This is a genomic window from Cellulomonas sp. P2_B4 (genome assembly GCF_056404795.1).
Map to the genome: position 1 here is coordinate 105,923 of NZ_JBFUDI010000002.1, position 26,055 is coordinate 131,977.

At 72.5% G+C, this 26,055-nt stretch carries 25 protein-coding genes; 15 read left to right on the top strand and 10 right to left on the bottom strand.

Annotated features, from left to right (window positions below; genetic code table 11):
• Positions 1–3: 3 nt before the first annotated feature.
• Positions 4–540: a COG4315 family predicted lipoprotein gene (locus AC1DZC_RS03080; RefSeq protein ID WP_477042450.1), complete on the top strand. Its 537-nt coding sequence runs from the start codon at positions 4–6 to the stop codon at positions 538–540.
• Between the two features lie 4 nt (positions 541–544).
• On the opposite strand, the gene AC1DZC_RS03085 is transcribed toward AC1DZC_RS03080, so the two are convergent.
• Positions 545–1,006 (bottom strand): VOC family protein, encoded by a 462-nt coding sequence (locus AC1DZC_RS03085; RefSeq protein ID WP_477039332.1) that lies wholly within the window; start codon positions 1,004–1,006, stop codon positions 545–547.
• A gap of 62 nt (positions 1,007–1,068) precedes the next feature.
• Between AC1DZC_RS03085 and AC1DZC_RS03090 the strand changes: the two genes are divergently transcribed.
• Positions 1,069–1,935 (top strand): sigma-70 family RNA polymerase sigma factor, encoded by an 867-nt coding sequence (locus tag AC1DZC_RS03090; protein ID WP_477042204.1) that lies wholly within the window; start codon positions 1,069–1,071, stop codon positions 1,933–1,935.
• Positions 1,936–1,954: 19 nt separating this feature from the next.
• Here AC1DZC_RS03090 and AC1DZC_RS03095 read toward each other — a convergent pair whose 3' ends face one another.
• Complete coding sequence (locus AC1DZC_RS03095) at positions 1,955–2,215, bottom strand: PspC domain-containing protein (protein WP_477039330.1); 261 nt, start codon at positions 2,213–2,215, stop codon at positions 1,955–1,957.
• A 258-nt stretch (positions 2,216–2,473) separates the two neighbouring features.
• Between AC1DZC_RS03095 and AC1DZC_RS03100 the strand changes: the two genes are divergently transcribed.
• Genes AC1DZC_RS03100 through AC1DZC_RS03145 form a run of 10 tightly spaced genes read left to right on the top strand, consistent with a single transcriptional unit; the run spans position 2,474 to position 14,220 of the window.
• A complete protein-coding gene (locus AC1DZC_RS03100; RefSeq protein WP_477039329.1) occupies positions 2,474–3,691 on the top strand; it encodes a toxic anion resistance protein in 1,218 nt (405 codons plus the stop codon).
• Positions 3,692–3,723: 32 nt separating this feature from the next.
• Positions 3,724–4,251: a hypothetical protein gene (locus tag AC1DZC_RS03105; RefSeq protein ID WP_477042205.1), complete on the top strand. Its 528-nt coding sequence runs from the start codon at positions 3,724–3,726 to the stop codon at positions 4,249–4,251.
• Entirely contained in the window at positions 4,248–5,573 is a 1,326-nt protein-coding gene (locus tag AC1DZC_RS03110; RefSeq protein WP_477042206.1) for an AAA family ATPase, read from the top strand. Before AC1DZC_RS03105 ends, AC1DZC_RS03110 begins: the two co-directional genes overlap by 4 nt.
• A complete protein-coding gene (locus tag AC1DZC_RS03115) occupies positions 5,570–6,847 on the top strand; it encodes a hypothetical protein (RefSeq protein WP_477042207.1) in 1,278 nt (425 codons plus the stop codon). The genes AC1DZC_RS03110 and AC1DZC_RS03115 overlap by 4 nt, the downstream gene beginning before the upstream one ends.
• Before the next feature lie 5 nt (positions 6,848–6,852).
• The gene (locus tag AC1DZC_RS03120; protein WP_477042451.1) at positions 6,853–7,785 is read left to right on the top strand and encodes a glutamate ABC transporter substrate-binding protein; all 933 of its coding nucleotides are present in this window, start codon (positions 6,853–6,855) and stop codon (positions 7,783–7,785) included.
• Positions 7,782–8,891 carry a hypothetical protein gene (locus tag AC1DZC_RS03125; RefSeq protein WP_477042208.1) on the top strand — a complete coding sequence of 370 codons (1,110 nt, stop codon included), beginning with the start codon at positions 7,782–7,784 and terminating at the stop codon, positions 8,889–8,891. The genes AC1DZC_RS03120 and AC1DZC_RS03125 overlap by 4 nt, the downstream gene beginning before the upstream one ends.
• Positions 8,888–11,167 carry a serine/threonine-protein kinase gene (locus AC1DZC_RS03130; RefSeq protein WP_477042209.1) on the top strand — a complete coding sequence of 760 codons (2,280 nt, stop codon included), beginning with the start codon at positions 8,888–8,890 and terminating at the stop codon, positions 11,165–11,167. The genes AC1DZC_RS03125 and AC1DZC_RS03130 overlap by 4 nt, the downstream gene beginning before the upstream one ends.
• Positions 11,152–12,201, top strand: a complete 1,050-nt coding sequence (locus AC1DZC_RS03135; protein ID WP_477042210.1) for a protein phosphatase 2C domain-containing protein — start codon at positions 11,152–11,154, stop codon at positions 12,199–12,201. The genes AC1DZC_RS03130 and AC1DZC_RS03135 overlap by 16 nt, the downstream gene beginning before the upstream one ends.
• Before the next feature lie 25 nt (positions 12,202–12,226).
• Positions 12,227–13,510 (top strand): VWA domain-containing protein, encoded by a 1,284-nt coding sequence (locus AC1DZC_RS03140; protein WP_477042211.1) that lies wholly within the window; start codon positions 12,227–12,229, stop codon positions 13,508–13,510.
• On the top strand, positions 13,507–14,220 hold the full coding sequence (locus AC1DZC_RS03145; protein WP_477042212.1) for an FHA domain-containing protein: 714 nt from the start codon (positions 13,507–13,509) through the stop codon (positions 14,218–14,220). The genes AC1DZC_RS03140 and AC1DZC_RS03145 overlap by 4 nt, the downstream gene beginning before the upstream one ends.
• A gap of 66 nt (positions 14,221–14,286) precedes the next feature.
• On the opposite strand, the gene AC1DZC_RS03150 is transcribed toward AC1DZC_RS03145, so the two are convergent.
• The gene (locus tag AC1DZC_RS03150; RefSeq protein WP_477042213.1) at positions 14,287–16,269 is read right to left on the bottom strand and encodes an adenylyl cyclase; all 1,983 of its coding nucleotides are present in this window, start codon (positions 16,267–16,269) and stop codon (positions 14,287–14,289) included.
• Positions 16,270–16,405: 136 nt separating this feature from the next.
• Positions 16,406–17,458 carry a LacI family DNA-binding transcriptional regulator gene (locus AC1DZC_RS03155; RefSeq protein WP_477042214.1) on the bottom strand — a complete coding sequence of 351 codons (1,053 nt, stop codon included), beginning with the start codon at positions 17,456–17,458 and terminating at the stop codon, positions 16,406–16,408.
• 146 nt (positions 17,459–17,604) lie between these two features.
• Here AC1DZC_RS03155 and AC1DZC_RS03160 point away from each other — a divergent pair, with 146 nt between their 5' ends.
• Positions 17,605–18,417, top strand: a complete 813-nt coding sequence (locus tag AC1DZC_RS03160) for a class I SAM-dependent methyltransferase (RefSeq protein WP_477039318.1) — start codon at positions 17,605–17,607, stop codon at positions 18,415–18,417.
• Here the strand turns inward: AC1DZC_RS03160 and AC1DZC_RS03165 are convergent.
• On the bottom strand, positions 18,396–18,830 hold the full coding sequence (locus tag AC1DZC_RS03165; protein WP_477039317.1) for a hypothetical protein: 435 nt from the start codon (positions 18,828–18,830) through the stop codon (positions 18,396–18,398). The genes AC1DZC_RS03160 and AC1DZC_RS03165 overlap by 22 nt on opposite strands.
• A gap of 100 nt (positions 18,831–18,930) precedes the next feature.
• Here AC1DZC_RS03165 and AC1DZC_RS03170 point away from each other — a divergent pair, with 100 nt between their 5' ends.
• Positions 18,931–19,374, top strand: coding sequence for a MarR family winged helix-turn-helix transcriptional regulator (locus tag AC1DZC_RS03170; protein WP_477039316.1), 444 nt, complete (start codon positions 18,931–18,933; stop codon positions 19,372–19,374).
• Here AC1DZC_RS03170 and AC1DZC_RS03175 read toward each other — a convergent pair.
• The 3 genes from AC1DZC_RS03175 to AC1DZC_RS03185 are packed head-to-tail and all read right to left on the bottom strand — an operon-like array spanning position 19,328 to position 21,976.
• Positions 19,328–20,113, bottom strand: a complete 786-nt coding sequence (locus AC1DZC_RS03175) for an FAD:protein FMN transferase (RefSeq protein WP_477042215.1) — start codon at positions 20,111–20,113, stop codon at positions 19,328–19,330. The two genes, AC1DZC_RS03170 and AC1DZC_RS03175, sit on opposite strands and share 47 nt — an antisense overlap.
• On the bottom strand, positions 20,106–20,615 hold the full coding sequence (locus AC1DZC_RS03180; RefSeq protein ID WP_477042216.1) for an FMN-binding protein: 510 nt from the start codon (positions 20,613–20,615) through the stop codon (positions 20,106–20,108). The genes AC1DZC_RS03175 and AC1DZC_RS03180 overlap by 8 nt, the downstream gene beginning before the upstream one ends.
• Entirely contained in the window at positions 20,615–21,976 is a 1,362-nt protein-coding gene (locus tag AC1DZC_RS03185) for a ferredoxin reductase family protein (protein ID WP_477042217.1), read from the bottom strand. The genes AC1DZC_RS03180 and AC1DZC_RS03185 overlap by 1 nt, the downstream gene beginning before the upstream one ends.
• Positions 21,977–22,125: 149 nt before the next feature.
• Here AC1DZC_RS03185 and AC1DZC_RS03190 point away from each other — a divergent pair, with 149 nt between their 5' ends.
• Entirely contained in the window at positions 22,126–22,509 is a 384-nt protein-coding gene (locus AC1DZC_RS03190) for a nuclear transport factor 2 family protein (RefSeq protein ID WP_477042218.1), read from the top strand.
• Between the two features lie 36 nt (positions 22,510–22,545).
• On the opposite strand, the gene AC1DZC_RS03195 is transcribed toward AC1DZC_RS03190, so the two are convergent.
• Together AC1DZC_RS03195 and AC1DZC_RS03200 are read right to left on the bottom strand one after the other, a co-directional pair.
• Complete coding sequence (locus AC1DZC_RS03195) at positions 22,546–23,730, bottom strand: EAL domain-containing response regulator (RefSeq protein WP_477042219.1); 1,185 nt, start codon at positions 23,728–23,730, stop codon at positions 22,546–22,548.
• Positions 23,720–26,038 (bottom strand): PAS domain S-box protein, encoded by a 2,319-nt coding sequence (locus AC1DZC_RS03200; protein ID WP_477039310.1) that lies wholly within the window; start codon positions 26,036–26,038, stop codon positions 23,720–23,722. Before AC1DZC_RS03200 ends, AC1DZC_RS03195 begins: the two co-directional genes overlap by 11 nt.
• Positions 26,039–26,055 lie beyond the last annotated feature (17 nt).

The following is a 26,055-nucleotide window of genomic DNA, read 5'->3' on the forward strand; positions in this document are numbered from 1 at the left end:
TGCATCGTGCGTACGACCCAGCGGATCTTGACCCTTGTCCCGATCGCCATGATCCTCGCCGGAACCCTCGCCGCGTGCGGCGACTCGAACGGTGACTCCGGCGGCGGGGGCGCCTACGGAGGCGGGGACTCCTCCAGCAGCGCGAAGTCGACCCCCGAGAAGTCGACCGCGGCCGGGGCCTCGACGGGCGCCGACCTGTCCACCGCCGACAGCTCGCTCGGCACCATCGTCGTCGACGGGAAGGGCATGACGGCGTACTACTTCACGAAGGACACGAAGGACTCGGGCGTGAGCGCGTGCTCCGGCGACTGCGCGACGGCCTGGCCCGCGATCGAGACGACCTCCGACACCCCGACCGTAGACGGCGTCACCGGGACGGTCGGAACCATCCCGGCGGCGGACGGCGGCAAGCAGATCACCATCGACGGAATGCCGATCTACACGTTCGCCAAGGACATGGCCCCGGGTGACGTGAACGGCCAGGACGCCAACGGTGTCTGGTATGTGATCGCACCCGACGGCACGATGATCGACGGCTGACCGCTCAGGCGCTCGTCTCCACGTTGAGGACGTTCCCGTCCGGGTCGGCGAACCACGCGGCCTTCATCCCCCCGGACACCAGGACGCCGTCGACCCACTCGCCGTCGGGCACGTCGAACGTCTGCAGCTCGACCCCCGCCGAGCGCAGGGCCGAGACCTCGGAGTCGAACGCGTCGCCGGGGAGCTGGAACGAGATCCCGGTGGCCTTGTTGGTGCCGGCGTAGCTGGACGGGTAGACGAGGAACCCGCCGTTGGCGGTGGTGTACAGGACGCCCTCGGGGACCTCGTCGTCCCCGGGGGTGAAGCCGAGCGTTCCCTCGTAGAACGCGCGTGCCCGCTCGACGTCCGTCACGGCAAGGACGGGGATCGCGGGGTGGGCGGAGAGCATGACGGCCTCCAGCGCGGGCCAGACGACCATCGGCTGGCCGGCTCTCTCGACGGTAGGACCGCGCCCATCGGCGGTCAACGGTCACACCATGCGTCCGGGATCCGTCAGCAGGGTGAAAAGACGCGAGAGGATGAGGCCCCATGAGCGACGACGAGTACCTCGCCCGCCGGTTCGAGGAGAACCGCACCCGACTGACCGCCGTGGCGTACCGCATGCTCGGCTCCAACGCCGAGGCGGACGACGCCGTCCAGGATGCGTGGCTGCGGCTCGACCGCGCCGATGCCGACGGCGTCGACAACCTGCCGGGCTGGCTCACGACCGTCGTGGCACGGATCTGCCTGGACCGCCTGCGCACCCGGACGTCGCGGCGGGAGGACCCGCTCGACGTCGCCCTCGCACGGGTCGACGACCACGCCGTCGATCCCGCGCAGGAGGCCGTCCTCGCCGACTCGGTCGGGCTCGCGATGCTCGTCGTGCTGGAGCACCTGGCGCCCGCGGAGCGGCTCGCGTTCGTGCTGCACGACATGTTCGCCGTGCCCTTCGACGAGATCGCGCCGATCGTCGGCCGGACGCCTGAGGCGACCCGGCAGCTCGCCAGCCGCGCCCGGCGCCGGGTCCAGGGCGCCCCCGCCCGCGCGGAGACCGACCTGGTCCGTCAGCGCGAGGTGGTCGACGCCTTCCTGACCGCTGCCCGCGGCGGCGACTTCGAGGCCCTGCTGGCGACGCTCGACCCCGACGTCGTCCTGCGGGTCGACGCGAAGGTCGCCTCGTTCGGCTTCCTCAAGGACACCGTCGGGGCCCGGGAGGTCGCCGTCGCGTTCAACGGTGCGGCGCAGACCGCGGAGCTCGCGCTGCTGGGCGGGGCCGTCGGCGCCATGTGGGCACCCGGCGGCGTCCCGCGCACCGCGTTCGTGGTCACCATCGAGGACGGCGTGATCGTGGCCATCGACCTGACGATGGACCCCGACGCGCTCCGGCTCCTCGACCCGGTCGCGCTCAACTTCTAGCGCGTGCTGTCCCGGTCGCTCAGGCGGCGGCCTGCGTGGGACCCGCCGGGGTGACCGGGACGTACGCGACGCGCTCCGAGGGCATGAGGATCCAGAGGATCGGGTAGACCAGGAGCTGGCTGCCCGGGAGCACGAACAGGATCAGGACGAAGAGCAGCCGGGCCAGCCACGGGTCGAGGCCGAACCGCCGCCCGAGGCCGGCGCACACGCCCCCGATCACCCTGCCCTGGATCGGACGGACCAGCCCCTGCTCGGTCATGCTGTCGTGGATCGTTCCCATCGTGGTTCCCTGCCCTGTTCGTCGGTGGTGACTGCGTTCCTCCAGCCTGTCTCGTCGTCGTGCGCAAGAACATCGGGGTACCCCCCGGTTTCCACCCTGAGCGGACTCCCTCGTGCCCCTGGCTCCGGACGCCTAGGCTCTCGGGGTGGCCGTGCTAGGTTCGGCGCGAGACCTGCTTGACCATCCCGTGACCATTGAGCGGTATGGCGATGACGCTCGTGCGCATCGCTTGTTCCGTGCTGGACGTGAAGGACGACGATGACCGACGCAGCTCCCCTCCAGCCCCCGGCACCGCAGTCGGTGTTCGCGCTCGAGGCGCCCGCTCCGCCCGCACCGGTGTCCACCACGCAGGCACCCGCGATGGCCCCCAAGATCGACGCGGCCGCGCTGCCGGGCCTCGACGCCAAGGTCGACGCATACGTCACCAGCCTCATGGCGGCGCAGGCAGGGTCGCCCGAGCTCTCGGCGAAGGCCGACGACATCCGCCTCATGGGCGACACCGACATCCGCGCCGCGGCGGACAGCTCGAACCGGCTGCTGCAGATGCCCGTCAAGGCCATGCGCGACGGCGGGGTGTCCAGCACGTCCCAGATCAGCAAGTCGCTGCTCGACCTGCGCAAGACCGTCGAGGACCTCGACCCCAGCGAGGCCACGATCGGCAAGAAGCTCCTCGGCCTCATCCCGTTCGGCGACTCGCTCACCGACTACTTCCGCCGGTACGAGAGCTCGCAGAAGCAGATCGACGCCATCGTGCGCGCGCTCTACAACGGCAAGGACGAGCTGCTCAAGGACAACGCGGCGCTCAACCTGGAGAAGCAGCACCTCTGGGACACGATGGCCCGCCTGCACCAGTACATCTACGTGGCCGAGTCGCTGGACACCCGGCTGTCGGCGACGATCGCGCAGCTCGACACGACGGACCCCGAGCGGGCCAAGGTGCTGCGCCAGGACGTGCTCTTCTACGTCCGGCAGAAGCACCAGGACCTTCTCACGCAGCTCGCCGTGAGCATCCAGGGCTACCTGGCGATCGACATCATCATCAAGAACAACCTCGAGCTCACCAAGGGCGTCGACCGCGCCACGACGACGACCGTCTCGGCCCTGCGCACCGCCGTGATCGTGGCCCAGGCGCTGAACAACCAGAAGCTGGTCCTCGACCAGATCACCGCGCTGAACACCACGACCTCGGGCCTGATCGCGTCGACGGCCAAGATGCTCAAGGAGCAGTCCGCGGACATCCAGCAGCAGGCCGCCAGCGCGACGGTCGGGCTGGCGCAGCTCCAGCAGGCGTTCAGCGACATCTACGCGACGATGGACTCGATCGACGACTTCAAGGTCAAGGCGCTCGACTCGATGGCGCAGACCGTCGGCGTGCTCCAGACCGAGACCACCAAGGCGCAGTCGTACCTCGACCGCGTCCGCAAGGCCGACACCACCGAGGTGGCCGGCGGCTCGCTCGACCTCGGCCTGAGCTGAGTGGCACCGGACCTTCGGGGAGCGAGCGCTGCATGAGCTGGTTCGGACGCCTGAGGGGGCGGCGTCGTGAGCCCGAGCTGCCCGCCGAGCCATCCGCACCGACGTCGGCGGAGATCGTCGCGTCGGCGCACGCGGTCGAGCAGCAGATCGTCGGTCGCGTGCCCGCAGCCGTGACCGCGCGCGTGCACAGCATCGCGCGGACCGTCGAGGACATGGCGCCGCGGCTCGACCGGCTCGGCGCGGGCAGCCACCAGGCGTTCACCGTCGTCGCGACGGCCACGAGCTACCTGCCGGAGGCGGTGGGCGGCTACCTGCGGCTCCCCCGCGACTTCGCCGACCGCCGCGTGGTGTCCCGGGGCAAGACCTCGCTCATGCTGCTGTGCGACCAGCTCGACCTGCTCGACCTCACGCTCGACAAGATCTCCGACGCCATCTCCCGGCAGGACGCCGACGCGCTGGTCGCGCACGGCCTGTTCCTCGCGGAGAAGTTCGGCGGCGGCTCGTCGCTCGAGCTCTCTCCCGACGCCGGCCGCGACACCCCACAGACGGAGCACCCATGAACCTCACCGAGGCCCTCGACGCGCTCGAGCGCGCCGGCGCCGCCGCCGGTCTGGACGGCGCCGCCGCTCGCGACGAGGGCGCCCGGCTGTCCGCCGCGGTGGCCGAGTCGATCACGGGCGCCCCGAGCGCGTGGCTCGCCGCTGTCGGCTCCCCCGACGCGTCGTTCGGCGCCTTCTTCGAGGCGGCGGCCAGCGCGCGCCGGTGGCGCACCTCGCCGACCGACCTCCTGGCCGGGATCGCCGGCACGCCCGCCGCGACGACGTACTCCGCCGCCCTCGCCGACGTCATCTCGGCCGCCTGCGAGCTCGGCACGGCGGACATCGGCGTCATCGCGCGCGCGTMGGCGACCGCCGCCGTCCAGCGGTCGGCGGCGCCGGGTGCTCCGCCGGCGCTCGCGGTKCCCGGTCCGCAGGCGCCCGCCACCAAGCCGGCGCCCGCGGCCGCGCCCGAGCACACGCTCGAGGAGCTGCTCGCCGAGCTGGACGCGCTCGTGGGGCTGGCCGCCGTGAAGGCGCAGATCCGGCAGCAGACCCAGCTGCTGCGGGTGGAGCGCCTGCGCACCGAGGCAGGGCTGACCGCGCCGACGATCACGCGTCACCTGGTGTTCCTGGGCAACCCCGGGACGGGCAAGACGACGGTCGCGCGACTGGTCTCCGGCATCTACCGCGCGCTCGGGCTGCTCTCGACCGGGCACCTGGTCGAGGTGGACCGCTCCGAGCTCGTCGCCGGCTACCTCGGGCAGACCGCGGTGAAGACGTCCGAGGTGGTGGCCACCGCGATCGGCGGCGTGCTCTTCATCGACGAGGCGTACGGGCTGGCCGAGGACCAGTACGGCGCCGAGGCAGTGAACACGCTGGTCAAGGACATGGAGGACCACCGCGACAACCTCGTCGTGATCGTCGCCGGCTACCCCCGGCCGATGGCCACGTTCCTCGCCACGAACCCCGGGCTCGAGAGCCGCTTCTCCACCACGGTCGAGTTCGCCGACTACACCGACACGGAGCTGCGCGAGATCTTCGAGCGGTCCGCCCGCAAGGCCGACTTCGAGCCGGCACCCGAGACGCTCGAACGGTTCGAGGAGATCGCGTCCCTGCAGATCCGCGACGAGGGCTTCGGCAACGGCCGCTACGCACGCAACGTGCTCGACCAGGCGATCACCAGGCACGCCTGGCGCCTGCGGGACGTTGAGCAACCGACGGTGGAGCAGCTGCGGCTGCTGCTCCCGGAGGACCTGGTGGCGGCACCGGACGACGAGACCCCCACCGACGACACGGTCGCACCACCCGCCGACGAGCCGACACACATCGAGGAGCCCGCGTGACCCAGACGATCGCAGCGCCGCAGCCGGCCCCTCCACCGGCGGACCCCGCGCCGCCCGTGACCACCCCGCACCGGGGGGCCCTGAGCAGGACGCCCGGCCGGATGCGTCTGGCCGGCGTCGTGGCCGTCCTGGCCTCGCTCGCCGTCGGGGTGCTCGGCGTCCAGGCCGGTCTCGCGCAGTCGTCGGCGCTGGCCAGCGCGGACGCCGACACCCGCCAGCTCGTCGGCATCCAGGACGTCCGCAACGACCTCGTCGTCGCGGACGCGACGGCCACCAACGCGTTCCTCGTCGGCGGCCTCGAACCTCCCGCGCAGCGGGCGAAGTACGACGCCGCGATCGACTCGGCCGCCAACGGCCTGGCGCAGCTGTCCGGCTCGAACGACGCCGACGCCGACCAGCTCGGCCAGGCGACCGCGGGCCTGACCCGGTACACGGGGCTCGTCGAGCAGGCCCGGGCCAACAACCGGCAGGGGTTCCCGGTGGGTGCGGCCTACCTCGACCAGGCGTCCGCGGTGCTGCGCTCCGACGTGCTTCCGGTGCTCGACGACCTGGTCCAGACCAACTCCGACCGCGTCGACTCGTCGTTCTCCGCGGTGACCGCCACGCCCTGGCTGCTCGCGTTCGGGCTGATCGCCCTGGTCGCCTTCGTCATCGTGCAGACCTGGCTCGCCCGCCGCACGCACCGCCGCCTCAACTCCGGGCTGTTCTGGGCCACGATCCTGGCGCTCGCCGCGAGCATCGCCGGCGCGTTCGTCCTGGGCACGACCGCGAAGAACGCCGCGCAGGTGCAGACCGGGTCGTACGCGGACACCGTGGCCGTCTCGCAGGCCTACTCGCTGGCGAACGACGCGAAGTCGATGGAGTCGTTCACGCTCATCAAGCGAGGCTCCGGCCAGGCGTACGAGGAGACGTTCCAGCAGGAGACCGCGCAGGCCCGCGACCTGCTCTCGGGCGTCGACGACGCGCTCGTGCAGTCGCTCGACGCGTGGACCGCCGAGCACCAGAAGATCCGCGACCTCGACAACGCCGGTCAGTGGGACGACGCGGTCGCCCTGGCGATCAGCGACGGCCCCGGCTCGCCGAACGCGGCGTTCGACGACTTCTCGACCGCCGCGTCCACGAGCGTCGAGGCCACCGCGGCCGCGACGCACGACGCGCTGGCCGGAGCCGGCACCTCGGCGGTCCTCGTCGGCTGGCTGATCCTCGTCGCCGGGTTGATCGCGGCCGTGCTGAGCTGGCGCGGCATCTCGAGGCGAGTGGAGGAGTACCGGTGAGCCGCATGCTGCGAGGCCTGACCGGCGCACTGGCCGTCGTCGCGGTCGTCGTCCTGTCCGCGTGCGACCCCTCGACGACGCCCGAGCCCCAGGTCACCGCGACGCCGGAGCCGACCGCGGCACCCGCCGCACCGGCCGTCGTCTGCGACGACGCGACCACGTCGTACGCCCCCGACGCGACCTTCGGGCCGACCGTGCAGGCGATCAAGGACCGCGGGTCGCTCATCGTCGGCGTCTCGGCGGACACCCTGCTCATGGGCTCGCGCAACCCGCTGTCGGGCCAGATCGAGGGCTTCGACATCGACGTCCTGCACCTCGTCTCCGCGGCGATCTTCGACGGGGACCCGAACCGCCTCCAGTTCCGGGTCATCACCTCCGGTCAGCGGCTCGACGTGCTCAAGGACCACGAGGTCGACCTGGTCGCGCGCACGTTCACCATGAACTGCGCCCGGTGGCAGGAGATCGCGTTCTCCGCGGAGTACCTCGACGCGGGCCAGAAGGTGCTGGTCACGCGCGACTCGACCGCCACGAGCATCGACGACCTCGGCGGCCAGCGCGTCTGTGCACCCGAGGGCACGACGACCCTGACGCGGCTCCAGGACGACTACCCGGACATCACCGCCGTGAGCGCCCCGACCCACACCGGCTGCCTGGTCCTGTTCCAGGAGGGCGACGTCGACGGGATCACGGGCGACGACACGATCCTCGCCGGGTTCGCGGCGCAGGATCCCTACGCCAAGGTCGTCGGCGACGCGTTCAGCTCCGAGCCGTACGGCGTCGGGGTGCCCGCGGACCAGGTCGACCTGGTCCGCTTCGTCAACGCGGTGCTGGACCGGGCCAAGGCGGACGGCACCTGGGCCGCGATGTACGACCGCTGGCTGCACGCGCTCGGGCCGGCGCCCGTGCCGCCGCCGTCGGTGTACGGCCGGGCCTCGTGATCGCGCCCGACGCACCGGAGGCCCCCGGGCGGCTCGGCGAGCCGATACCCGCGCCGGAGCTGCTCACCTACCTCGGCGCGCTCGACGCCTGGCTGACCCACCGGCGCACCGAGCTGGACCGCCTGGACGCGGCAGCGCAGGCCTCCCCCACGGTCGACACCTACACGGCCGACGTGCTGCTCGCGATGACGATGTGGCAGGCCATCCGGACGCGCGCCGACGAGCTCGTGGTCGTGTGGGACTCGGGCCGGGCCGACGTCGTCGACCGCGAGAAGATGTCTCGCCTCATCTGGGGACGCCTCGACTCGGGGCTGGGCTCCGCGCTCGTCTCGCTGGTCGAGGCCGTGACTCTCTGCGACGCGATGATCACCAAGGTCCGCGCCCGGCTCTCGTTCGACCCGGACAGCGCGGACCAGGCCGAGCGGTTCCGCGGACTGCGCGCCGGTCTGGTGCGCTGCGAGGACCTTGCGGGGACCGACACCGCGTCGGCGGAGCGGGTGGCGGCCCTCCGGCAGCGCGAGCAGAAGCTGGTCACGCAGGCCGCCCGCGGCGCCGACGTGACCGGGCCGCTCGGAGAGCTCGAGGTCGACGCGGCGCGGACCGAGCGCGACCTGATCGTCCAGGTGTCCCAGCGTCGGACCCTCGAGAAGGGGCGGGCGGACGCGCAGGCGACGCTCGCCGCCCTCGAACGGCGCGAGCCCACGCTGCACGAGCTGGCCGACCGGTGCCGTCGAGAGATCGCGCGCCCGCCCAAGCAGGCCGTCCCCGACGTGTCCCGGCTCGGGGCGGTGCCCGACACCCGGCAGGAGCTGGACGCCTACATCGACCGGCTCGCGGCCGTCGGTCGGGCGTTCGAGGCGGTCGCCGACGCGTACAGCGCGCCGCTTCGCGAGCGCGCCGAGCTCCGCTACAAGCTGACCGGCGCGCACTCCGCCGCCGACGCGAACGGCCGCAGCGCCTCGCCGACCGTCCGCTCGGGCTACGAGGAGGCGCACGCGGCCGTGACCGCGTCACCCTGCGACGTCACCATGGCCCGATTCCTCGTCGAGCAGTACCTGTACCTGACCCGCGACCTGCCCACGGCAGCTCAGGAAGGATCGCGATGACCGCCATCCACTGCACCGAGCTCGGCTGCGACGGCTACTACGAGGACGGGTGGTGCAACGTCTGCGGGTCGCCGCAGCCCGCCGGCGCCTCGCCGGCCTCCGCCACCACGCTGCTCGGCACGGGCGTCGCGCAGGCCACGACCACCGCGACCGGGGACGAGCAGGCGGAACGGTCCACGCGCACCGGGCGCACCAGCTCCACCCAGCTCGCGACCGCCGCGCTCGGCTCGGCCCGGACGGCGGCCACCGGCAGCCGGCCGACCCGTCGCGTCGGCACGTCCTCGACGCGTCTGCGCGGTGCCCGCCTCGGCGCCGGGCTCACGACCGTCCCCGCCTCCCCGGTGCAGGACCCCCTGCAGGCGGTCATGGCCGTCCCCGAGGTGCCCGAGCGCAAGCGGTTCTGCCCGTCGTGCCAGCACGAGGTGGGCCGCACCCGCGACGGCGTGCCGGGCCGGACCTCCGGGTTCTGCCCGCAGTGCGGCAACCACTTCGACTTCGCGCCCGCGCTGAACCCGGGCGACGTCGTCGGCGGGCAGTACGAGGTGGTCGGCTGCCTCGCGCACGGTGGGCTCGGCTGGATCTACCTCGCGCGGGACCGCAACGTCTCCGGCAGGTGGGTCGTGCTCAAGGGCCTGCTGAACTCCGGCGACCCCGACGCGTACGCGGCCGCGATCTCCGAGCGGCAGTTCCTCGCCGAGGTCGAGCACCCGCTGATCGTCGAGATCTACAACTTCGCCATGCACGAGGGCGCCGGCTACACGGTGATGGAGTTCGTCGGCGGCCGGTCGCTCAAGCAGATCCTGCAGGACCGCCGGGACGCGAACTCGGGCGTGAACAGCCCCCTGCCCGTCGACCAGGCGCTCGCGTTCGTCCTGGAGATCCTGCCCGCATTCGCCTACCTGCACGACGTCGGCCTGCTGTTCTGCGACTTCAAGCCCGACAACGTCATCCAGCAGGGGGACGCCGTCAAGCTCATCGACCTCGGCGGCGTGCGACGGCTGGACGACCTGAGCTCCGCGATCTTCGGGACCGTCGGGTACCAGGCGCCGGAGGTGCCCGAGGTGGGTCCGTCGGTGGCGTCCGACATCTACACGATCGGTCGCACGCTCGCGACGCTCGTCCTCGACTTCCGCGGGAACACCACGACGTTCGTCGCGTCGCTGCCGTCGGTGGCCGACACCCCCGTGTTCCAGAAGTACGACTCGTTCTACCGCCTCCTGGCCAAGGCCTGCGCGGTCGACCCGTCCGACCGGTTCGCGACGGTCGACGAGCTACGTGCGCAGGTGCTGGGCGTCCTGCGGGAGGTCGTCGCGACCGACCGAGGTCCGGGCAGCCCGGCCCTGTACTCGGCGGCCTCCGTCCTGTTCGACGCGCCCGCGTCGGACGAGGCCGGCCACCCGCTCGCCTGGGACCAGCTGCCGGCGCTCAAGGTCGACGCGGGCGACCCGGCGGCGAGCTGGCTGTCCGGCGTCAACGTCAGCGACCCCGACCTGCGGCTCACGGCGCTGGAGAACGCCCCCGAGGACTCGGTCGAGGTGCGCCTGCGCCGGGCGAGCACCGCGATCGAGGCGGGACGCCAGGACGTCCTGTCGGAGACGCTCGCCCGGATGCTCGCCGACGACCCGTGGGAGTGGCGCGCGGCCTGGCTCGGCGGACTCTCGCAGCTCGCGAACGGCGACCCGGTGGCGGCGCGCGCGTCGTTCAACGCCGTGTACGGCCAGGTGCCCGGTGAGCTCGCCCCGAAGCTCGCCCTCGCCACGGCCTGCGAACGCAGCGACGAGCCCGACATCGCCGAGTCCCTGTACGTCATCTGCGCCCGCGCCGACGCGAACTACACGGCACCTGCCGCGTTCGGGCTCGCACGGATCCGCAGTGCGCGCGGCGACCTCGAGGGCGCCCTGCACGCGCTCGACCTCGTCGCGTCCACGCGAAGCTCCTACGTCGACGCCCGCATGATGCGGGCGCGGCTCCTGGCGCAGTCGACCGGTGACGTCAAGGCGCTGTCGCAGGCCCTGGCGAGCGTCCAGACGGTCGTGCTGCCGCCGCTCCAGCACGCCGAGCTCAAGGTCGTCGTGCTCGGGTCGGCGCTCGACGCGGTCGTCGCGCACGGCCCGGTCCGCAACGTCGACCTCGGCGGGGTGCCGGCCCACGAGCCCGAGCTGCGCGACGCGCTCGAAGGGGCGCTGAAGCAGCTCGCGTCGCTGACCGACGACCACGACTACCGCATCGCGCTGGTGGACCGGGCGCACGAGGTCCGCCGGTGGACCACGTGGTGAGCCTCGTCTGCGCGTCGTGCGGCACCGTCGCGCAGGAGGGGTCCAAGTTCTGCGAGCAGTGCGGCTCACCGCTCACGGCACCGGTGGCCGTCACGGCGCCCCCCGTCGAGACGGCCGCCCTCCGGGCGTGCCGCGCGTGCGGCGGCACCATCGCCGACGACGGGTACTGCCAGGACTGCGGCACGCCCGCGGCGTCCGAGCGCGACCACTGGGCCGAGGCGCCGAGGCCCACCCTCGGCGGCGTCTGCGACCGCGGCATCCGGCACGACAAGAACGAGGACGCGATGGCGCTCGGCCTCGCGGCGGACGCCGCTGTCCTCGTCGTCTGCGACGGCGTCTCGAGCGTCCCGGACTCCGACATCGCGAGCCTCGCCGCCGCCCGCGCCGCGCGTGACGTCCTGGTGGCGGGCATCGCACCGAGCGGAAGCGACACGGCGCGCGTCGCCGCCTGGTCCGCGTCCCTGGTGCGCGCCGCCGAGGCGGCCAACGAGGCGATCGCCACGGCGGTCGGAGACATGGCCGGCCGGCACGACCCGCCGTCGTGCACGTTCGTCGCGGCCGTCGTCGACGGACCCCACGTCGTCGCCGGGTGGCTGGGCGACTCGCGCGTCTACTGGATCCCAGACGAGGGCGACCCGATCCAGCTGAGCAGCGACGACTCGGGCGCCAACGAGCTCATGGCCCTCGGCATGCCGCGGGCCAAGGCGGAGTCCTCGCCCCAGGCGCACGCGATCACCCGCTGGCTCGGCGCGGACGCCCAGGACGTCGTCCCCCGCACGGCCCCGACCCGGGCCCAGGGACCGGGCTGGGTGCTGGTGTGCTCGGACGGGCTCTGGAACTACTGCTCCGAGGCGGTCGCGATGGCCGACCTGGTGCGCAGCTCGCAGAAGGTCTCGGGGGACGCACCCGAGGCGATCTGCTCCGAGCTCGTGCGCTGGGCGAACGAGCAGGGCGGTGCCGACAACATCACCGCCGCGCTTCACCGGATCGAGGTCGTGCACGCCACGGTCACGGTCGATACTGTCCACAGCTGACCCGCTCACCTACAAGGAGCCACACGTGGCCGAGTTCCACACCGAGGTGTTCCAGAACGAGTTCCTCTCCGAGGGCGCCACGGACGTGCACGCGATCGTGACGGTCACCAGCTCGGGCGCCGGGACCGCGGGCGCCGCGTCGGCCGCGGGCACCGTCGCCGAGATCGTCATGGTGGACACGTCCGGCTCGATGCAGGGACCGAACATCGATGCGGCCAAGTACGCCGCGCATGTGGCCGTCGACCAGATCGCCGACGGCACCTGGTTCGCGATCATCGGCGGCAGCCACGTCGCGCAGCGCGCCTTCCCCTACCCGAACGCCCCGGTCGCGATCGTGCAGATGGAGCCGGGCGCGCGCCGCGAGGCCAAGCGGGCGATCTCGCTCATGTCGCCGTCGGGCGGCACCGCGATGAGCACCTGGCTCCGCCTGGCCGACCAGGTGTTCTCGCACGTCCCGCAGGCGACGCAGCGGCACGCGATCCTGCTCACCGACGGGAAGAACGAGTCCGAGCCGCGCGAGGAGCTCTCGAACGCGATCCGGGACGTCACGGGACGCTTCCAGTGCGACGCCCGCGGCGTGGGCGCCCGGTGGGAGGTCGCCGAGCTCCGGGAGATCGCCTCCGCGCTGCTCGGCACCGTCGACCTCATCGCGAACCCCGCGGACATCGCGGAGGACTTCCGCCAGCTCGTCGCCGCGTCGATGTCGAAGGGCGTCGCCGACGCCGAGCTGCGGGTGTGGGCGCCGCAGGGGGCCCAGGTGCTGTTCGTGCGCCGGGTCGCCCCGACGGTCGAGGACCTCACCGCCCGTCGCACGGAGGTGAACGCGCTGACCGGCGCCTACCCGACGGGTGCGTGGGGCGACGAGTCCCGCGACTACCACGTCGCCATCCGCGTGCCCTCCAAGCCCGTCGGCTCCGAGCAGCTCGCGGCCCGGGTGCAGATCGCGGTCGGCGGCCAGGTGCTCACCTCGGCCCTGGTCAAGGCGCGCTGGTCGGACGACAACGCGCTCACGGCCCGGATCAACCCGGAGGTCGCGCACTACACGGGCCAGGCAGAGCTCGCGTCGGTCATCCAGGAGGGCCTGGCGGCCAAGGCGGCGGGCGACGAGGCCACGGCCACGGTCAAGCTCGGCCGCGCGGTCCAGCTCGCCCAGGAGACGGGGAACGAGGAGGCGACCAGTCGCCTGCGCAGGGTCGTGGACATCGACGACGAGGAGAAGGGCACGGTGCGCCTCAAGCGCGACGCCGCCAAGCTCGACGAGATGGCGCTCGACACCGCCTCCACGAAGACCACCCGGGTCCGCCGGTGAGCACGGTCCAGTGCCCGAACGGCCACGCCTCGGAGTCGACCGACTACTGCGACGTCTGCGGTTCGCCGATCGCCGCGGCGCCGGCCGCCCCCGCCGACCCGGCGCCCTCGCCCGTCGCTGCGGCGACCACGTGCTCGAACTGCGGCTCGCCGGCCGCGGCCGGTGCGCTGTTCTGCGAGACCTGCGGGTACGACTTCACGACGGGGTCGCTCCCCGTCGCCGCCTCGGCGCCGACCCCGGTCGTCGCGCCGCCCTCGTCGCCGACCCCGGCGGTCCCGTCGTCCCCGACTCCCCCGCCGCCGGGCACCGAGTCCTGGGTGGCGGAGATCTGGGTGGACCCCGACTGGTACGCGGCGCAGAAGCCCGAGGACCCCATGCCGTCCGCAGGCCTGCCCGGGCTGGTGCCGCTGCGTGAGCGCAGCGTGCTCGTGGGCCGGCCGTCGGTCTCGCGGAACATCCACCCGCAGGTCGACTGCGGCACGGACTCCGGCGTCTCGCGACGGCACTGCCAGCTGAACACCGACGGCCAGCGGTGGTGGGTCGAGGACCTGCAGTCCGCCAACGGCACGTACGTCAGCCGGCCGGGCGAGCCGGTCCCGACGACCCCGGTCCCGGCCGGCCAGCGCCGCGAGCTCGAGGACGGCGACCGGCTCTTCGTCGGCGCGTGGACCCGGATCGTCATCCGCAAGGCCCTCCCCGGCGAGGTGTAGGGACAGCGAAAGGCGCCGGCGGGTCCGAGGACCCACCGGCGCCTTCTCTGTGCGACTACCCGGCGGTCACGGCGCCGGGTACTGCGCGACGAACTGCGGCGTGCCGGTGTTCGTGTTGTCCGCCTGGGTGCCCACCCCGTCGATGACGTGGCGGATGGTGCCCTGGCTGAGGTTGACCGTCATCACGTGCTTGATCTGGACACCCGGGGTCGTCGGGACCTCGAAGCCGTTCTCGGTGATGACCGACGGGTCGTTCTGGTTGAAGACGTACGCACCGCCGCCGAAGAGGCTGTGCTTCTTGACGCGGTCGCCGACCTTGTAGGCCGCCCAGCCGAGGGTGCCGGCAGGAGTCGTCCAGTCCGCCTGGGTGCGCGGGTCGTACGGCAGCTCGTTCTGGTAGAAGATCGTGGTGCCGTTCTCGCCGTTCCACACGGTGTTGTACTGCTGGAAGTGCTCGACGAACAGACCGGTCGCCGTCACGTTGTCACCGTTGACGACCAGGCCGTTGGGGGCCGTGTTCGTCACCCAGCGCGTGTCGTCGTCGTTGAGCAGCGGCAGCCCGTCGGCCGTGCGCTGCCGGTCGACGTCGGACCGCACGACGGTGTCGGTCGGGAAGCCCTCGTCCCCGTGGTCGGCACGCCACACCCACGCGTGGTCGAGCAGCACGTTGTCGCTGTTGACCTCGAGGGCGACCTTGGTGCGGCCCACGTACGGGCCGCCGACGCGGAAGAACACGTCGCTGAGCGTCGTCGGGTTCTTGGCGCCGGACCGGTCGCCGTGGCCGTTCTTCTTGCCGACGCGGACGAGAGCGGCCGAGCTGACCTCGCCGGCGTCGACCGTCACGCCTGCGACGACGACACCCGAGACGTCCTCGACCTCGAGCGGGGTCGCGCCGCCGACGGAGTGCAGGGTGGCGTAGCCGAGGCCCAGGACGACGGTGTCGGCGCGCTTGACCTTGATGGTCTTGGCGACGTCGTAGACACCAGGAGTGAGGATCAGGTTCTGCCCCTTGGCGAGCGCGTTGTTGATCGTCTGGACGGAGTCGCCCGGCTTGGCGACGTAGAAGTCCTTGATCGGCACCGTGCGTCCCGGCGTCAGGCCGGCCGCCCAGCTGACGCCCTTGCTGTTGGTCTGCGCGGACGGCACGCGGACCTGGTACTTGCCCGCCGCGTCGACGAAGAGGTACGGCTTCTCACGGCTGACCGGCGTGGTGTCGAGCACCGTGTACGGGTTCGGGGTGGGGAAGGTCTCCGCGGGAGCTCCGACGACGCCGGAGAAGACCGCGTTCCACACGGCGTTCGACCAGGACGTGATCTCGCTGTTGCGGGTGTACCACTGCTGCTGCGAGCCGTTGACGACCGCGGCGGCGTTGCTCCGGGAGTCGGCCATGAACCCGCCGCTGGCGTACTGCGGTCCGGCGGAGCAGTAGTCCATGAACGAGAAGCCGCCGTTGATGTTGACCCGGCGCAGCGGAGAGGCCTGCGAGACGGCCCAGAACTCGGTGTCGGTGCACCAGTCCGGACGCGGCGCTGCCTCGCCCAGCACCGTGTGCAGCCCGCCCTTGACGTTGATCGTGAGGTTCGACATCGAGCGCCAGAAGTTGGTCAGCGCGAGGCAGTTGCTGGTCTCGTCGGCCTCGAGGCACCGGTTGTAGACGTTGATCGTGCCGTTGATGACGACGTCCGTGGGCGACGCCCCGAGGCCGGCGACCTCGGTGTAGTAGCCGACCTGGACGTTGAGCGGCGCCTCGGGCGTGCCATAGGTGCCGGGCAGGAAGTAGACCGCGTCGCGGCGCGGGCCGAACTCGTTGTCGAACTGCTCGGCGGTGATCGCGTCGAACTTCGCCTTGATGTCGGCGACGGGCATGCTCGGGTCGAAGATCGTGACGCTCGGGCCGAGGTCGGGATTCGCCGGGCCCGGTCCGGGCTTGGGGTGGGCCGACGCGCCCGTGGCGCCTGCGAGACCGATCGACAGTGCGGTCACGCCGATCAGCACCTGACGGCCGATCCGTGAGCGCGCCCTGCGCGGGTGGATGGTGGGCTCGGACATCGTTGTCCTACCTTCTGTCGGGAGACGAGCGCAAATGTGGAAACGTTTACGTCGGTCGAAACAGTAGAGGCTCGGACCGGGATACGTCGAGGCATAGACGACTATTCGGGCGTCCGAGGGCCGAGGTGCGGTCGCTCTACCGGACGCCGGGCACGGGGCCGGACGACTCCCGGATGACCAGGACGGCCGGCAGCAGTCGCGGCAGGGTGGCGGCGTCGTCCGGGGGGACACCCGCGCTGCGCGCGGTGATCAGGTCGGTCAGCAGCGTCACCGCCGCCGCGCCCATGGCGAGGTAGTCCTGCCGGATCGTCGTGAGCGCGGGCCGGACGACAGCCGCGAGCTCGATGTCGTCGTACCCGACGACCGAGATGTCGTCGGGCACGCGCAGCCCGGCCTCGCCGATCGCACGGCACGCGCCCACCGCCATGCTGTCGCTCGCGACGAAGACGGCCGTCGGCGGGTCCGCGAGGGCCAGCAGCTCACGCATCGCCCGGTGCCCCGTGTCGAGGAAGTAGTCGCCGTGCACGACATACCCGTCCGGCACCACCAGCCCGAGGTCGGCCATCGTCTCGGTGTAGCCGGCCAGCCGCTCGATGGCCGGCAGCTGGTCGGCCGGTCCCGCGATCGTGGCGATGCGTCGGTGACCCAGCTCGGCCAGGTGCCGCACCGCCGCCACGGCACCGGCCTGGCTCTCGGTGCTGACGTAGCTGGCGCGTTCGCCGCGCACCGGCAGGTCCAGCCCCACCACGGGCATGCCCGACGTGATGAGCGCGTGGACGGCCGGCAGGTGCTCGTCGACCCCCATCAGCACGACGCCGGCGAGGCTGTGCTGCGCCGCGACGCGCTCGAACGCGTGCAGGTCCTCGTCGGCGGCCTTGGGCGACACGAGCATCAGGTGGTAGCCGGTGTCCGCCAGCGCGAGCTTCAGCCCGATGAGCAGGTCCCCGAGGAACAGCACGCGACGACCGAGGGACGCGTAGGTGGTGTCCCAGATCAGGCCGACCGTGTCCGACTGTCGCCGGACGAGCGACCTCGCCTGCTGGTTGGGCAGGTAGCCCAGCTCGCGCGCGATCCGCTCGACCCGCTCACGGGTGTCCGCACTCACGCCGGGGCGCGCGTTGAGCGCCCGCGACACCGTGGCCATCGAGACCCCGCTGCGACGCGCGACCTCGCGGATGTCGACGACCACGTGAACGACTCCCCTCGCCAGCGACCTGCCGTCACCGTAGTACGTCGGGGTCCCGTCCCCGCGCAGGTCCCGGTGGCTCCTCCCAGGACGCACCGCACGGTGCTCGACCCTTCCGCGCGTCGGCGGCGTGCACCAGGGTGGGACCCATGACCTCACCGGACGGCATCGCGGGCGTGTTCGACCGAGCGGCCGACACGTACGACGACGTGGGCGTGCCCTGGTTCGAGCCGATCGCGCTCGGCCTCGTCGACGAGCTGGCCGTCCGGCCCGGGGAGCGCGTGCTCGACGTCGGGTGCGGCCGCGGCGCTGCGCTGCGCCCCCTCGCCGTCGCCGCTGGTCCCACCGGGCGCGTCCTGGGCATCGACCTTGCGCCGCGGATGGTCGAGCGCACCGCCGACGACCTGCGGTCGCTCCCCCAGGTGGAGGTGCGCGTCGGCGACGCCCGCGCCCCGGAGGTGCCGGCGGGCTCGTTCGACGTCGTGGCCTCGTCGCTCGTGCTCTTCTTCCTGCCCGACCCGGGCGCCGCGGTCCGCGCGTGGACCGACCTGCTGGTCCCGGGCGGTCGGCTCGGCATCACGACGTTCGGCGAGCAGGACGAGCGCTGGCTCGGGCTCGACGCCGCGTTCACGCCGTACCTGCCGCCCGCCATGCTCGACGCGCGCACGAGCGGGCGCCGCGGACCGTTCGCCGACGACGCCGGCATGGAGGACCTGCTCACGGCCGCGGGCGTCGACGACGTCCGCACCGTGCACCGGACGGTCACCGCGACGTTCCGGGACCCCGACCAGTACGTCACCTTCTCCTGGTCGCACGGGCAGCGCGCGATGTGGGAGGCGGTGCCGCCCGAGGACCACGCGTCGGTCCTCGGGCTCCTGACCGACCAGCTCGACGCGTTCCGCGACGAGGACGGGGCGATCCGGCTGCACCAGGACGTCCGCTACACGCTGGGGACCGCCTGACGGGCGAGCTCCGCGTTCGCGCGCTCGGTCAGCAGCGTCAGCACCCGTCCCGCGACCTCGAGGTCCTCGGCCGGCACGTCGCCGTACAGCCGCGCGGTGATCGTCTCGATCTCACCGATCACGGCGTCGAACCGCTCCCGACCGGCGGCCGTGAGGGCCAGGTCGCCCGTGTCGGCCTCGTCCGCCAGTCCGAGCCGGCGCACGCTGTCGACCGCGTCGCGTGCGGTCGCGTCATCCACCTTCAGCCCGCCGGCGAGGCGTGCGACGACGTCGGGGTACGCACCGGCACCTGCCTCCACCTGGTTCAGCGCGACCCACTCCTCGAACGCCAGGCCCGACCCCTGCAGGCGGACGTCCAGCAGGGTTCGGGTCGCGCGCTCGGCCTGTCCGATGACTCGTCCGTTGAGCGTCATGGTTCGTTCCTCCGTGCCTCGTTGGTGTCGCTAACGTTAGTCGGGTGAATGATTACGCACAAGACGTTGGAGTGACGAACGATCCTGCTAGCGTCGCCCCATGACCTCCCCCGGACCGTCGAGCATCACGGCCCTGCCGAGCTGGTTGCTGTCCCAGACGTCGACCCACGCGCACCGACTCCTGGTCGAACGCCTGTCGGCGCTCGGCGCGCGCGGGTACGACTACCGCGTCCTCGCGACGCTCGACGAGCACGGCGCGACGAGCCAGGCGGACCTGGGTCGGGCCACGGGCATCCACCTGAGCGACATGGTCGGGTGCCTCAACGACCTCGAGAGCGCCGGCTACGTCGAGCGCGTGCCCGACCCGGCGGACCGCCGTCGCAACGTCGTGACGGTGACCGCACCGGGTCGCGAGCGGCTCCAACGGCTGGCCGCCGAGGTCGGCCGCGTCCAGGACGACCTGCTGACACCGCTCTCGGCTGCCGAGCGCGCCGAGCTCACCCGGCTGCTCGGACGCCTCCTGGCGTTCCACGACGCCCGCTGACGACGGACTCGTCAGTAAGGACCGTGCCGTCCGCGGTCACCGCGATCACGGTGACCGCACCGTGCTGCACCGCCCACGCGACACCGTCGGTCCCGAGCGCCAGCACCGACGTGGCCAGCACGTCCGCGGTCGTGAGGTCGGCGGCCACGACCGTCGCGGACACGAGCTCGGTCGCGGTCGCGCCCGTGCGCCCGTCCCAGACGTGCGCACCGCGCTCGTAGGTGCCCGACGTGGCGACCGCGCCGTCGCGCAGCTCGAGGACCGCGAGCATCTCGCCCGGGTCCGCGGGGTGGCGGATGCCGACCTGCCAGCCCCGACCCGGCTCGGGCTCCCCGCGGGTCACCACGTCGCCGCCCGCGTTCAGGCAGAAGCGGCGCAGACCGCCCGCCTCCAGCACGTCGGCAGCCCGTTGGGCCGCCCAGCCCTTGACCACGCCGTCGGTGTCGAGCGTCCCGTCCGGCCGCCGCACGTGGAAGGCTCCCCCGCTGGCCTCCCACGCCCGGCCCGCGACGGCCAGGACCTCACGCAGGTCGTCCGAGAGCCCCGCGGGCCGAAGCCGACCCGAGGCGTACCGGCTCACCTCGCTGTCGGGGTCGTGCCGGCTGAACCGGCGGTCGGCGTCCCGCAGCACCGCGAACGCGGCCTCGACGAGCTCCGCGGTCCCGACGTCGCCGTCGCGCACGTCGACCGACATGGGGATCCCCATCACGGTCTCGAGGTGGCGCACGCGCTCAGCCATGCTGGTCGATCGCCGACTGGACGGATTCGGCGTAGGCCTCCGAGGTGTACGTCGCCCCGGAGACGGTGTCGACCTGGGCCGACTGTGCCGCGACGACCTCCTGCTGGAGCAGCGGCACCGCCTGCTCGTTGATCCGGACGCTCTCGCGCTCCCGGCTGGGCACCTGGAGCGCCTGCACGTCCGCGATCTGGCTGCCGGTGAACGTCACCGAGACCTGCACGGGCCCGTACCGCGTCTGCTCGACCGCGCCGACGATCGTCACGGTGTCCGACGTCGTGGTGTCGCCACCGGTGCTGGACCCGGGATCGGTGGCGGACGAGTCGGACGACCCGGAGCTCGTCGCCGTGTCGGCGCTCGAAGAACCCGTCGACGAGCCCTGTGCGGTCGTCGCTCCCGCGGAGGAGTCCTGCACCGCCGGGGCGAACTTCGCGACGCCGGCGGCGGTCATGGCGGCGGCGGCACCCACGTACAGCAGGGTCCCCCGCCAGGGTCGGGTGGCCATCAGCCCAGCTCCTCTCGGTGGATCGCACCCGCGGGCACGCCCAGTGCACGGGCCGAGCGCTCGACGGTCGTGGCCATGGCATCCGGCCCGCAGACGAACACGTCCCGCTCTGCGATGTCGGGCACGAGCCGCCGCAGGTGCGCCGGGGCGAGCGGGTCGTAGCGCAGCTCGGAACGGCGCCCGGGCAGCGGGACGTAGTGCAGCCACGGCGACTCGGTGAACTCGTCGGCCAGCGCCAGGGCGTCGGCGCTGTGGGCGCGGTGCAGGACGACGAGGTGGTGGCCCCGGCGCAACAGCTCCTCGGCCAGGGCGCGGACGGGGCCGATGCCGGCGCCGCCCGCGACCAGGAGCACCCGGTGCGTCGTCGCACGGTCCGCGGTGAACCGACCGAACGGACCTTCGATCTGGACGCGGGTGCCGGGCCGCAGCGCGTCGACCGCGGACGAGTGGTCGCCCAGCGCGCCGACCGTGAACCGGAGCCTGTCGTCCGTCGGCACCATCGACAGCGAGTACGGATGGGCGGTGCCGAGGTGCCCGCGCGTCAGGTACCGCACCAGGAAGTACTGCCCGGCGCGGGCGTCGAGCCTGCCGAGCGACGCGCCGGTGAGCCAGACGCTCACCAGCCCGCGCGCCTCGGGCACCACCGACGCGACCCGGAGCTGGTGCCGGTGCGTGTCGAGCAGCGGGAGCACGACCCGCCAGACGACGACCGCGGACGCCGTGGCCGAGTACAGGCCGATCCAGGCGATCTGCGCGAGCCGGTCGGAGACGAAGTGCGTCCCGCCCGCAATCTGGTGGAAGAACGTCAGGAAGATCCCCACGTAGATGGTCAGGTGCAGCCCGAACCACCACTCGTACGAGAGGGCGCGCCGGGCGAGCCGCGCGCTGGAGAGTCCCACGACGAGGAACAGGACCGTGCCGATCAGTGCGGGCCACAGGTACGGCTGGGTGGCCAGGATGCCGGGCACCTCCGACCAGACGGACGTCCGGTCGAGCAGGGCGCCCCCGACGACCACCAGCGCGACGTGGGTCAGCACCAGGAGGACGACCGTCGTGCCGAGCGACCGGTGCCAGGCCGTGAGCCGGTCGAGCCCCACCGAGCGTTCGAACCAGGGGACGCGCGCCACGAGCAGGAGCTGCGCGCAGACGAGGAACGAGCCGAGCAGGCCGGACAGCTCCCCGACGCTGATCAGCGCTCCCCCAGGCGTCGCACCGGCGGCCGACGACGTCCCGAACCACCAGAACGCGACGACGGCCAGCGATCCCAGCCACAGGGTCGCCATCGCGGCGGAGAGGCGTCGGCGTGGCGCCGCCTGCCTCGTCGCGGAGACCGCCGGGGCGGCGCGCATCGTCGTGGTCATGGGAAGAGCCTCGTCGTCGCGCCTCCGAGCATGCTCGGAACGACCTGTGCGTTCCCCATGTGGTCCATCCTCGTCCGCGACCTGGCCGCCATCGACTGACCGAGCGGCACCGACGGTCCAGCGCGGGCCGTCGGTGCCAGACTGGCGTCATGAGCGTCCCCGACCCGGTCCAGTTCAGTGCCGCATGGCAGGCCGCGTGGAACGCGCACGACCTCGACGCCGTGCTCGCCCACTTCCACGACGACGTCGTGTTCACGTCCCCGGTCGCCGCGCAGATCCTGCCCGGCTCCGACGGCGTCGTGCGGGGCAAGGAGCAGCTCCGCGCCTACTGGGCCGAGGGGCTGCGGGTGTTCCCCGACCTGCGCTTCACGGTGGTGGACATCTTCGCCGGCGTGACCACCCTGGTGCTCCAGTACCGCAACCAGCGCGGCAGCATCGTCGACGAGGTCCTCGTGTTCGGCAAGGACGGCCGCGTGGTCCAGGGCCACGGCACGTACCGCGTCGAGGTCGAGGACCTCGCCGACGAGGGTTAGCCTCCTCGCCACGTCCGAAGCCGACGACGGAGCAGGTCAGCTCGCTGCCGGCACCGGCGCGAACGGACCCGGTCGGCCCAGCAGGTAGCCCTGCGCCCACGGGACGCCCAGGTCCTGCAGGACCGCCAGCTCCTGGGGCTCCTCGACACCCTCCGCGATGAGCTGCGCCCCGACCTCCTGCGCGAACGACACCATCGCGCGGGTGAGCGCCCGCTTCTCCGTGCTGCGGTGGATCCCCGAGATCAGGGAGATGTCCAGCTTGATGATGTCCGGCCGGAGCCGCACGAGGTGCCGGAAGCCGGCGTACCCGGCGCCCAGGTCGTCGGCGGACAGGCGGGCACCCTGCGTGCGCAGCCCGGCGAACGCACCACGCACGGCGCTGTAGTCCTCGACCGGCACGTGCTCGGTCAGCTCGATCACCATGCGCGAGGCCATCTCGGGCGTGCAGAGGTCGTGCTCGAGCATGTACAGCGCGGTGGCCGGCGACATGTTGACGGCCAGGAACAGGGGCTCCGGCGCACGGTCGAGGTAGCTCAGCGCCGCGACCGCGGCGGACCACTCCATCTCGATGCCGAGCCCGACGGAGAACGCATCCGCGTACCAGCGCTCAGGTCCGCCGTGGGCGGGGTCGGAGAAGCGCGAGAGCGCCTCATGGCCGACGGTCCGCAGGGTCTGCGTCTCGACGACGGGCTGGTAGACGATGTCGCGCGTCCCGTTGCGCAGCACGTGCTCGATGCGCTCACGGGTCCGCGCCGTGCCCTCGTCGTCGGCGTGGTGCGGGGTGGCCGGGCTGACCGACCTGCGCAGCGTCGAGTACAGCTCGCGCGTCTGCAGCAGGTTGGCGATCCGCAGGCAGGTCTCGGTGATGTCCAGCGGCTTGGTCAGGAAGTCCTGAGCGCCCAGGCCGAGGGCGCGGTTGCGGGCGGTCGTCGTGGTGTCGGCCGTCAGCACGAGGACGGGGAGGTAGGTGCCGGCCGCGTACGCCTGGACCTGCGCGAGCACCTCGAACCCGTCGACCTCCGGCATGTGCAGGTCGAGAAGCACCAGGTCCGGGTGGATCTGCGGCAGGCGCGCACCGACCTGACGCGCGTCGGTCTCGGTCTCGATCCGCTCCATGCCCTGCCGGAGCAGGAGCGAGCGCAGCAGCAGCACGTTGCTCGGGCTGTCGTCGACGACGAGCACGACCATGGTCGAGAAGCGCTCGAGCGACCTATCCAGCATCGTCGCGACCCCCGACCTCGTCGAGCGCGCCCAGGACGTCGCGCAGGTCGAGCGGCTTGGTGAGGTACCGGGCCGCGCCCGCGTCGAGCAGGCGGCGCTCCTGCCCCGCCGTGGCGTCCGCGGTGAGGATCAGCACCGGGACGTCGCACGTGGTCGGGTCGCCCTTGAGGGACTTCAGGACGTCGAGGCCGGAGCGGTCCGGCAGGTGCAGGTCGAGCAGCACCAGGTCGGGGTGGTTGGCCCGGGCGAGGTCGAGGCCGAGGCCACCGAGCCCCGCGTGGATGAGCCGCCAGTGCGGCCGCAGCCGGAGCAGGTGCTGGATGATCTCGACGTTCGGCGCGTTGTCCTCGACGTAGAGCAGGGTCCGCACGGGGGTCGCGGGGTCGTGCGACACGCCGGCCAGCACCGCGTCCGGGCCGGCCGCGCGGGAGCCGTGGGTCGCGACCGCCCGGGGCAGGGTCACCGTGAACGCCGAGCCGCGACCGGGTGCGGACTCGGCGGTGACGGTCCCGCCCATGAGCTCGGCGAGCGAGCGGGTCAGGGCCAGCCCGATCCCGGTCCCGTCGATGCCGGTCGCCTCGGCGCCGAGCCGGTCGAACGGGGTGAAGAGCCGGTCCTGGAGCGCCTGCGGGATCCCCGGGCCGTCGTCGCGGACGGTGATCGCGACCGTGTCGCCGAGCACCTGCTGCTCGACCCAGACCGTCCCCCCGACGCGGTTGTACTTGATGGCGTTGGACACGAGGTTGAGCAGGATCTGGCGCAGCCGCTGCCGGTCGGCGACGACGTGCCAGCTCTCGAGCGGGGACTCGTCCAGCACGATGTCGGCGCCGTCGGCCATCGACGCCATGAGCTGGATGCTCTCCGCGACGAGCTCGGCGGTCGAGACGGGCTCGAGGCTGATCGACATCTCGCCGGCCTCGATGCGCGCCACGTCGAGCACGTCGTTGATGAGGTTGAGCAGGTGTCTCCCGCCCTTGAGGATCTGGGCCAGCTCTCCCTCGTACTGGGTGCCCGCCAGCTCGAGCTCGAGCAGCTGCCCGAACCCCAGCACCGCGTTCAGGGGCGTGCGCAGCTCGTGGCTCATCCGGGAGAGGAAGACGTTCTTCGCGGCGTTGGCCGACCGCGCGGCCAGCTCGGCCTCGCGCAGGTCCGCCGCGGCCTTCATCCGGCCGGTGATGTCGTCGATCGTGATGAGGTAGCGCTCGGTCGGCCCGTACGGGTTGAGGACGGGCGTCGAGACCGTGCGGATCCATCGGACGGCTCCGCCGCGCAGGACGATCCGGTGCTCCGACTCGGCCGCCATCCCGTTCCGGGTCGGTTCGACGAAGTCCCGCCAGACGCGGTCGCGGTCCTCAGGGTGTGTCACGACCGCCTCCGGGTCCGCCCGGAGCTCGTCGGGCCCGACCCCGAGCACCTTGGCCGTCCCCGGGCTGATGTAGAGGTAGGCGGTCGGCTCGATCTGGAGCAGCAGGAACACCGTGTCGACGCCCTCGGCGAGCTGCCGCAGCCGCGTCTCGGTCTCCCGCATGCTCTGCTCGGCCGCACGCTGGTCGGTGAGGTCCCGGAACGCCGCGATCGCGATCGGGTGGGCGACGTCGCTGCGGTCCTGGGACAGGCTGACCGCCATCGGGAACGTCGAACCGTCCCGCCGGCAGCCCACGAGCTCGACCGTGACGCCCCTCGGGAGAGCACCCGGGTCGTCCAGGTACTCCTGGTGACGCTCGAGGTGGAGGGAGCGCAGCTCCGCGGCCAGCATCATCTCGAGCCGCATGCCCACGAGCTCGTCGCGCCCGTACCCGAACATCTCGGAGGCCCGTGCGTTGGCCATGACGATCACGCCGTTCGCGTCGGAGCCCGCGATCGCGTCGGGCGCCGCCTCGAGGAGCGAGGCGTAGCGCTCGGCGTCCCGCTCCTCGTGGCTCACCGGCCTGGAGAGCGACGCGACGCCGACGATCGTCCCGTCCGCGGCTCGGACCGGAGACATCGACATGACGACGTCGAACGGCTCGCCGTCCGCCCGCAGCCGCACGGTACGCAAGCCGCTGGCCGCTGCCCCGGCGGCGACCTCGGCGTGCCGGACGCGCTCCTCGGCCAGCGCCTGGGGTGCCACGAGCGTCTCGTAGCTGCGGCCGACCATCTGGTCGGCCGGGTACCCGTAGACGAGCGTCGCACCGTGGTTCCAGGTGGTGACGACTCCGTCGAGGTCCTTGGCGATGACGGCGTCGTGCGACGACTCGACGATCGCAGCGAGTGCCAGCGCGACCTCGACGGCCTGGTCCGGCGCGCGGCCACCTGCGATCTCGCTCATGCCCACCCCGCAGCGGT

What these genes read in the sequence shown, in the direction of transcription:
- AC1DZC_RS03180 (WP_477042216.1), bottom strand. Translation starts at nt 20,615, where the DNA reads ATGGCCACCCGACCCTGGCGGGGGACCCTGCTGTACGTGGGTGCCGCC.
- AC1DZC_RS03165 (WP_477039317.1), bottom strand. Translation starts at nt 18,830, where the DNA reads ATGACGCTCAACGGACGAGTCATCGGACAGGCCGAGCGCGCGACCCGA.
- AC1DZC_RS03150 (WP_477042213.1), bottom strand. Translation starts at nt 16,269, where the DNA reads ATGTCCGAGCCCACCATCCACCCGCGCAGGGCGCGCTCACGGATCGGC.
- AC1DZC_RS03120 (WP_477042451.1), top strand. Translation starts at nt 6,853, where the DNA reads ATGCTGCGAGGCCTGACCGGCGCACTGGCCGTCGTCGCGGTCGTCGTC.
- AC1DZC_RS03195 (WP_477042219.1), bottom strand. Translation starts at nt 23,730, where the DNA reads ATGCTGGATAGGTCGCTCGAGCGCTTCTCGACCATGGTCGTGCTCGTC.
- AC1DZC_RS03200 (WP_477039310.1), bottom strand. Translation starts at nt 26,038, where the DNA reads ATGAGCGAGATCGCAGGTGGCCGCGCGCCGGACCAGGCCGTCGAGGTC.
- AC1DZC_RS03160 (WP_477039318.1), top strand. Translation starts at nt 17,605, where the DNA reads ATGACCTCACCGGACGGCATCGCGGGCGTGTTCGACCGAGCGGCCGAC.
- AC1DZC_RS03105 (WP_477042205.1), top strand. Translation starts at nt 3,724, where the DNA reads ATGAGCTGGTTCGGACGCCTGAGGGGGCGGCGTCGTGAGCCCGAGCTG.
- AC1DZC_RS03130 (WP_477042209.1), top strand. Translation starts at nt 8,888, where the DNA reads ATGACCGCCATCCACTGCACCGAGCTCGGCTGCGACGGCTACTACGAG.
- AC1DZC_RS03170 (WP_477039316.1), top strand. Translation starts at nt 18,931, where the DNA reads ATGACCTCCCCCGGACCGTCGAGCATCACGGCCCTGCCGAGCTGGTTG.
- AC1DZC_RS03185 (WP_477042217.1), bottom strand. Translation starts at nt 21,976, where the DNA reads ATGACCACGACGATGCGCGCCGCCCCGGCGGTCTCCGCGACGAGGCAG.
- AC1DZC_RS03090 (WP_477042204.1), top strand. Translation starts at nt 1,069, where the DNA reads ATGAGCGACGACGAGTACCTCGCCCGCCGGTTCGAGGAGAACCGCACC.
- AC1DZC_RS03175 (WP_477042215.1), bottom strand. Translation starts at nt 20,113, where the DNA reads ATGGCTGAGCGCGTGCGCCACCTCGAGACCGTGATGGGGATCCCCATG.
- AC1DZC_RS03190 (WP_477042218.1), top strand. Translation starts at nt 22,126, where the DNA reads ATGAGCGTCCCCGACCCGGTCCAGTTCAGTGCCGCATGGCAGGCCGCG.
- AC1DZC_RS03095 (WP_477039330.1), bottom strand. Translation starts at nt 2,215, where the DNA reads ATGGGAACGATCCACGACAGCATGACCGAGCAGGGGCTGGTCCGTCCG.
- AC1DZC_RS03100 (WP_477039329.1), top strand. Translation starts at nt 2,474, where the DNA reads ATGACCGACGCAGCTCCCCTCCAGCCCCCGGCACCGCAGTCGGTGTTC.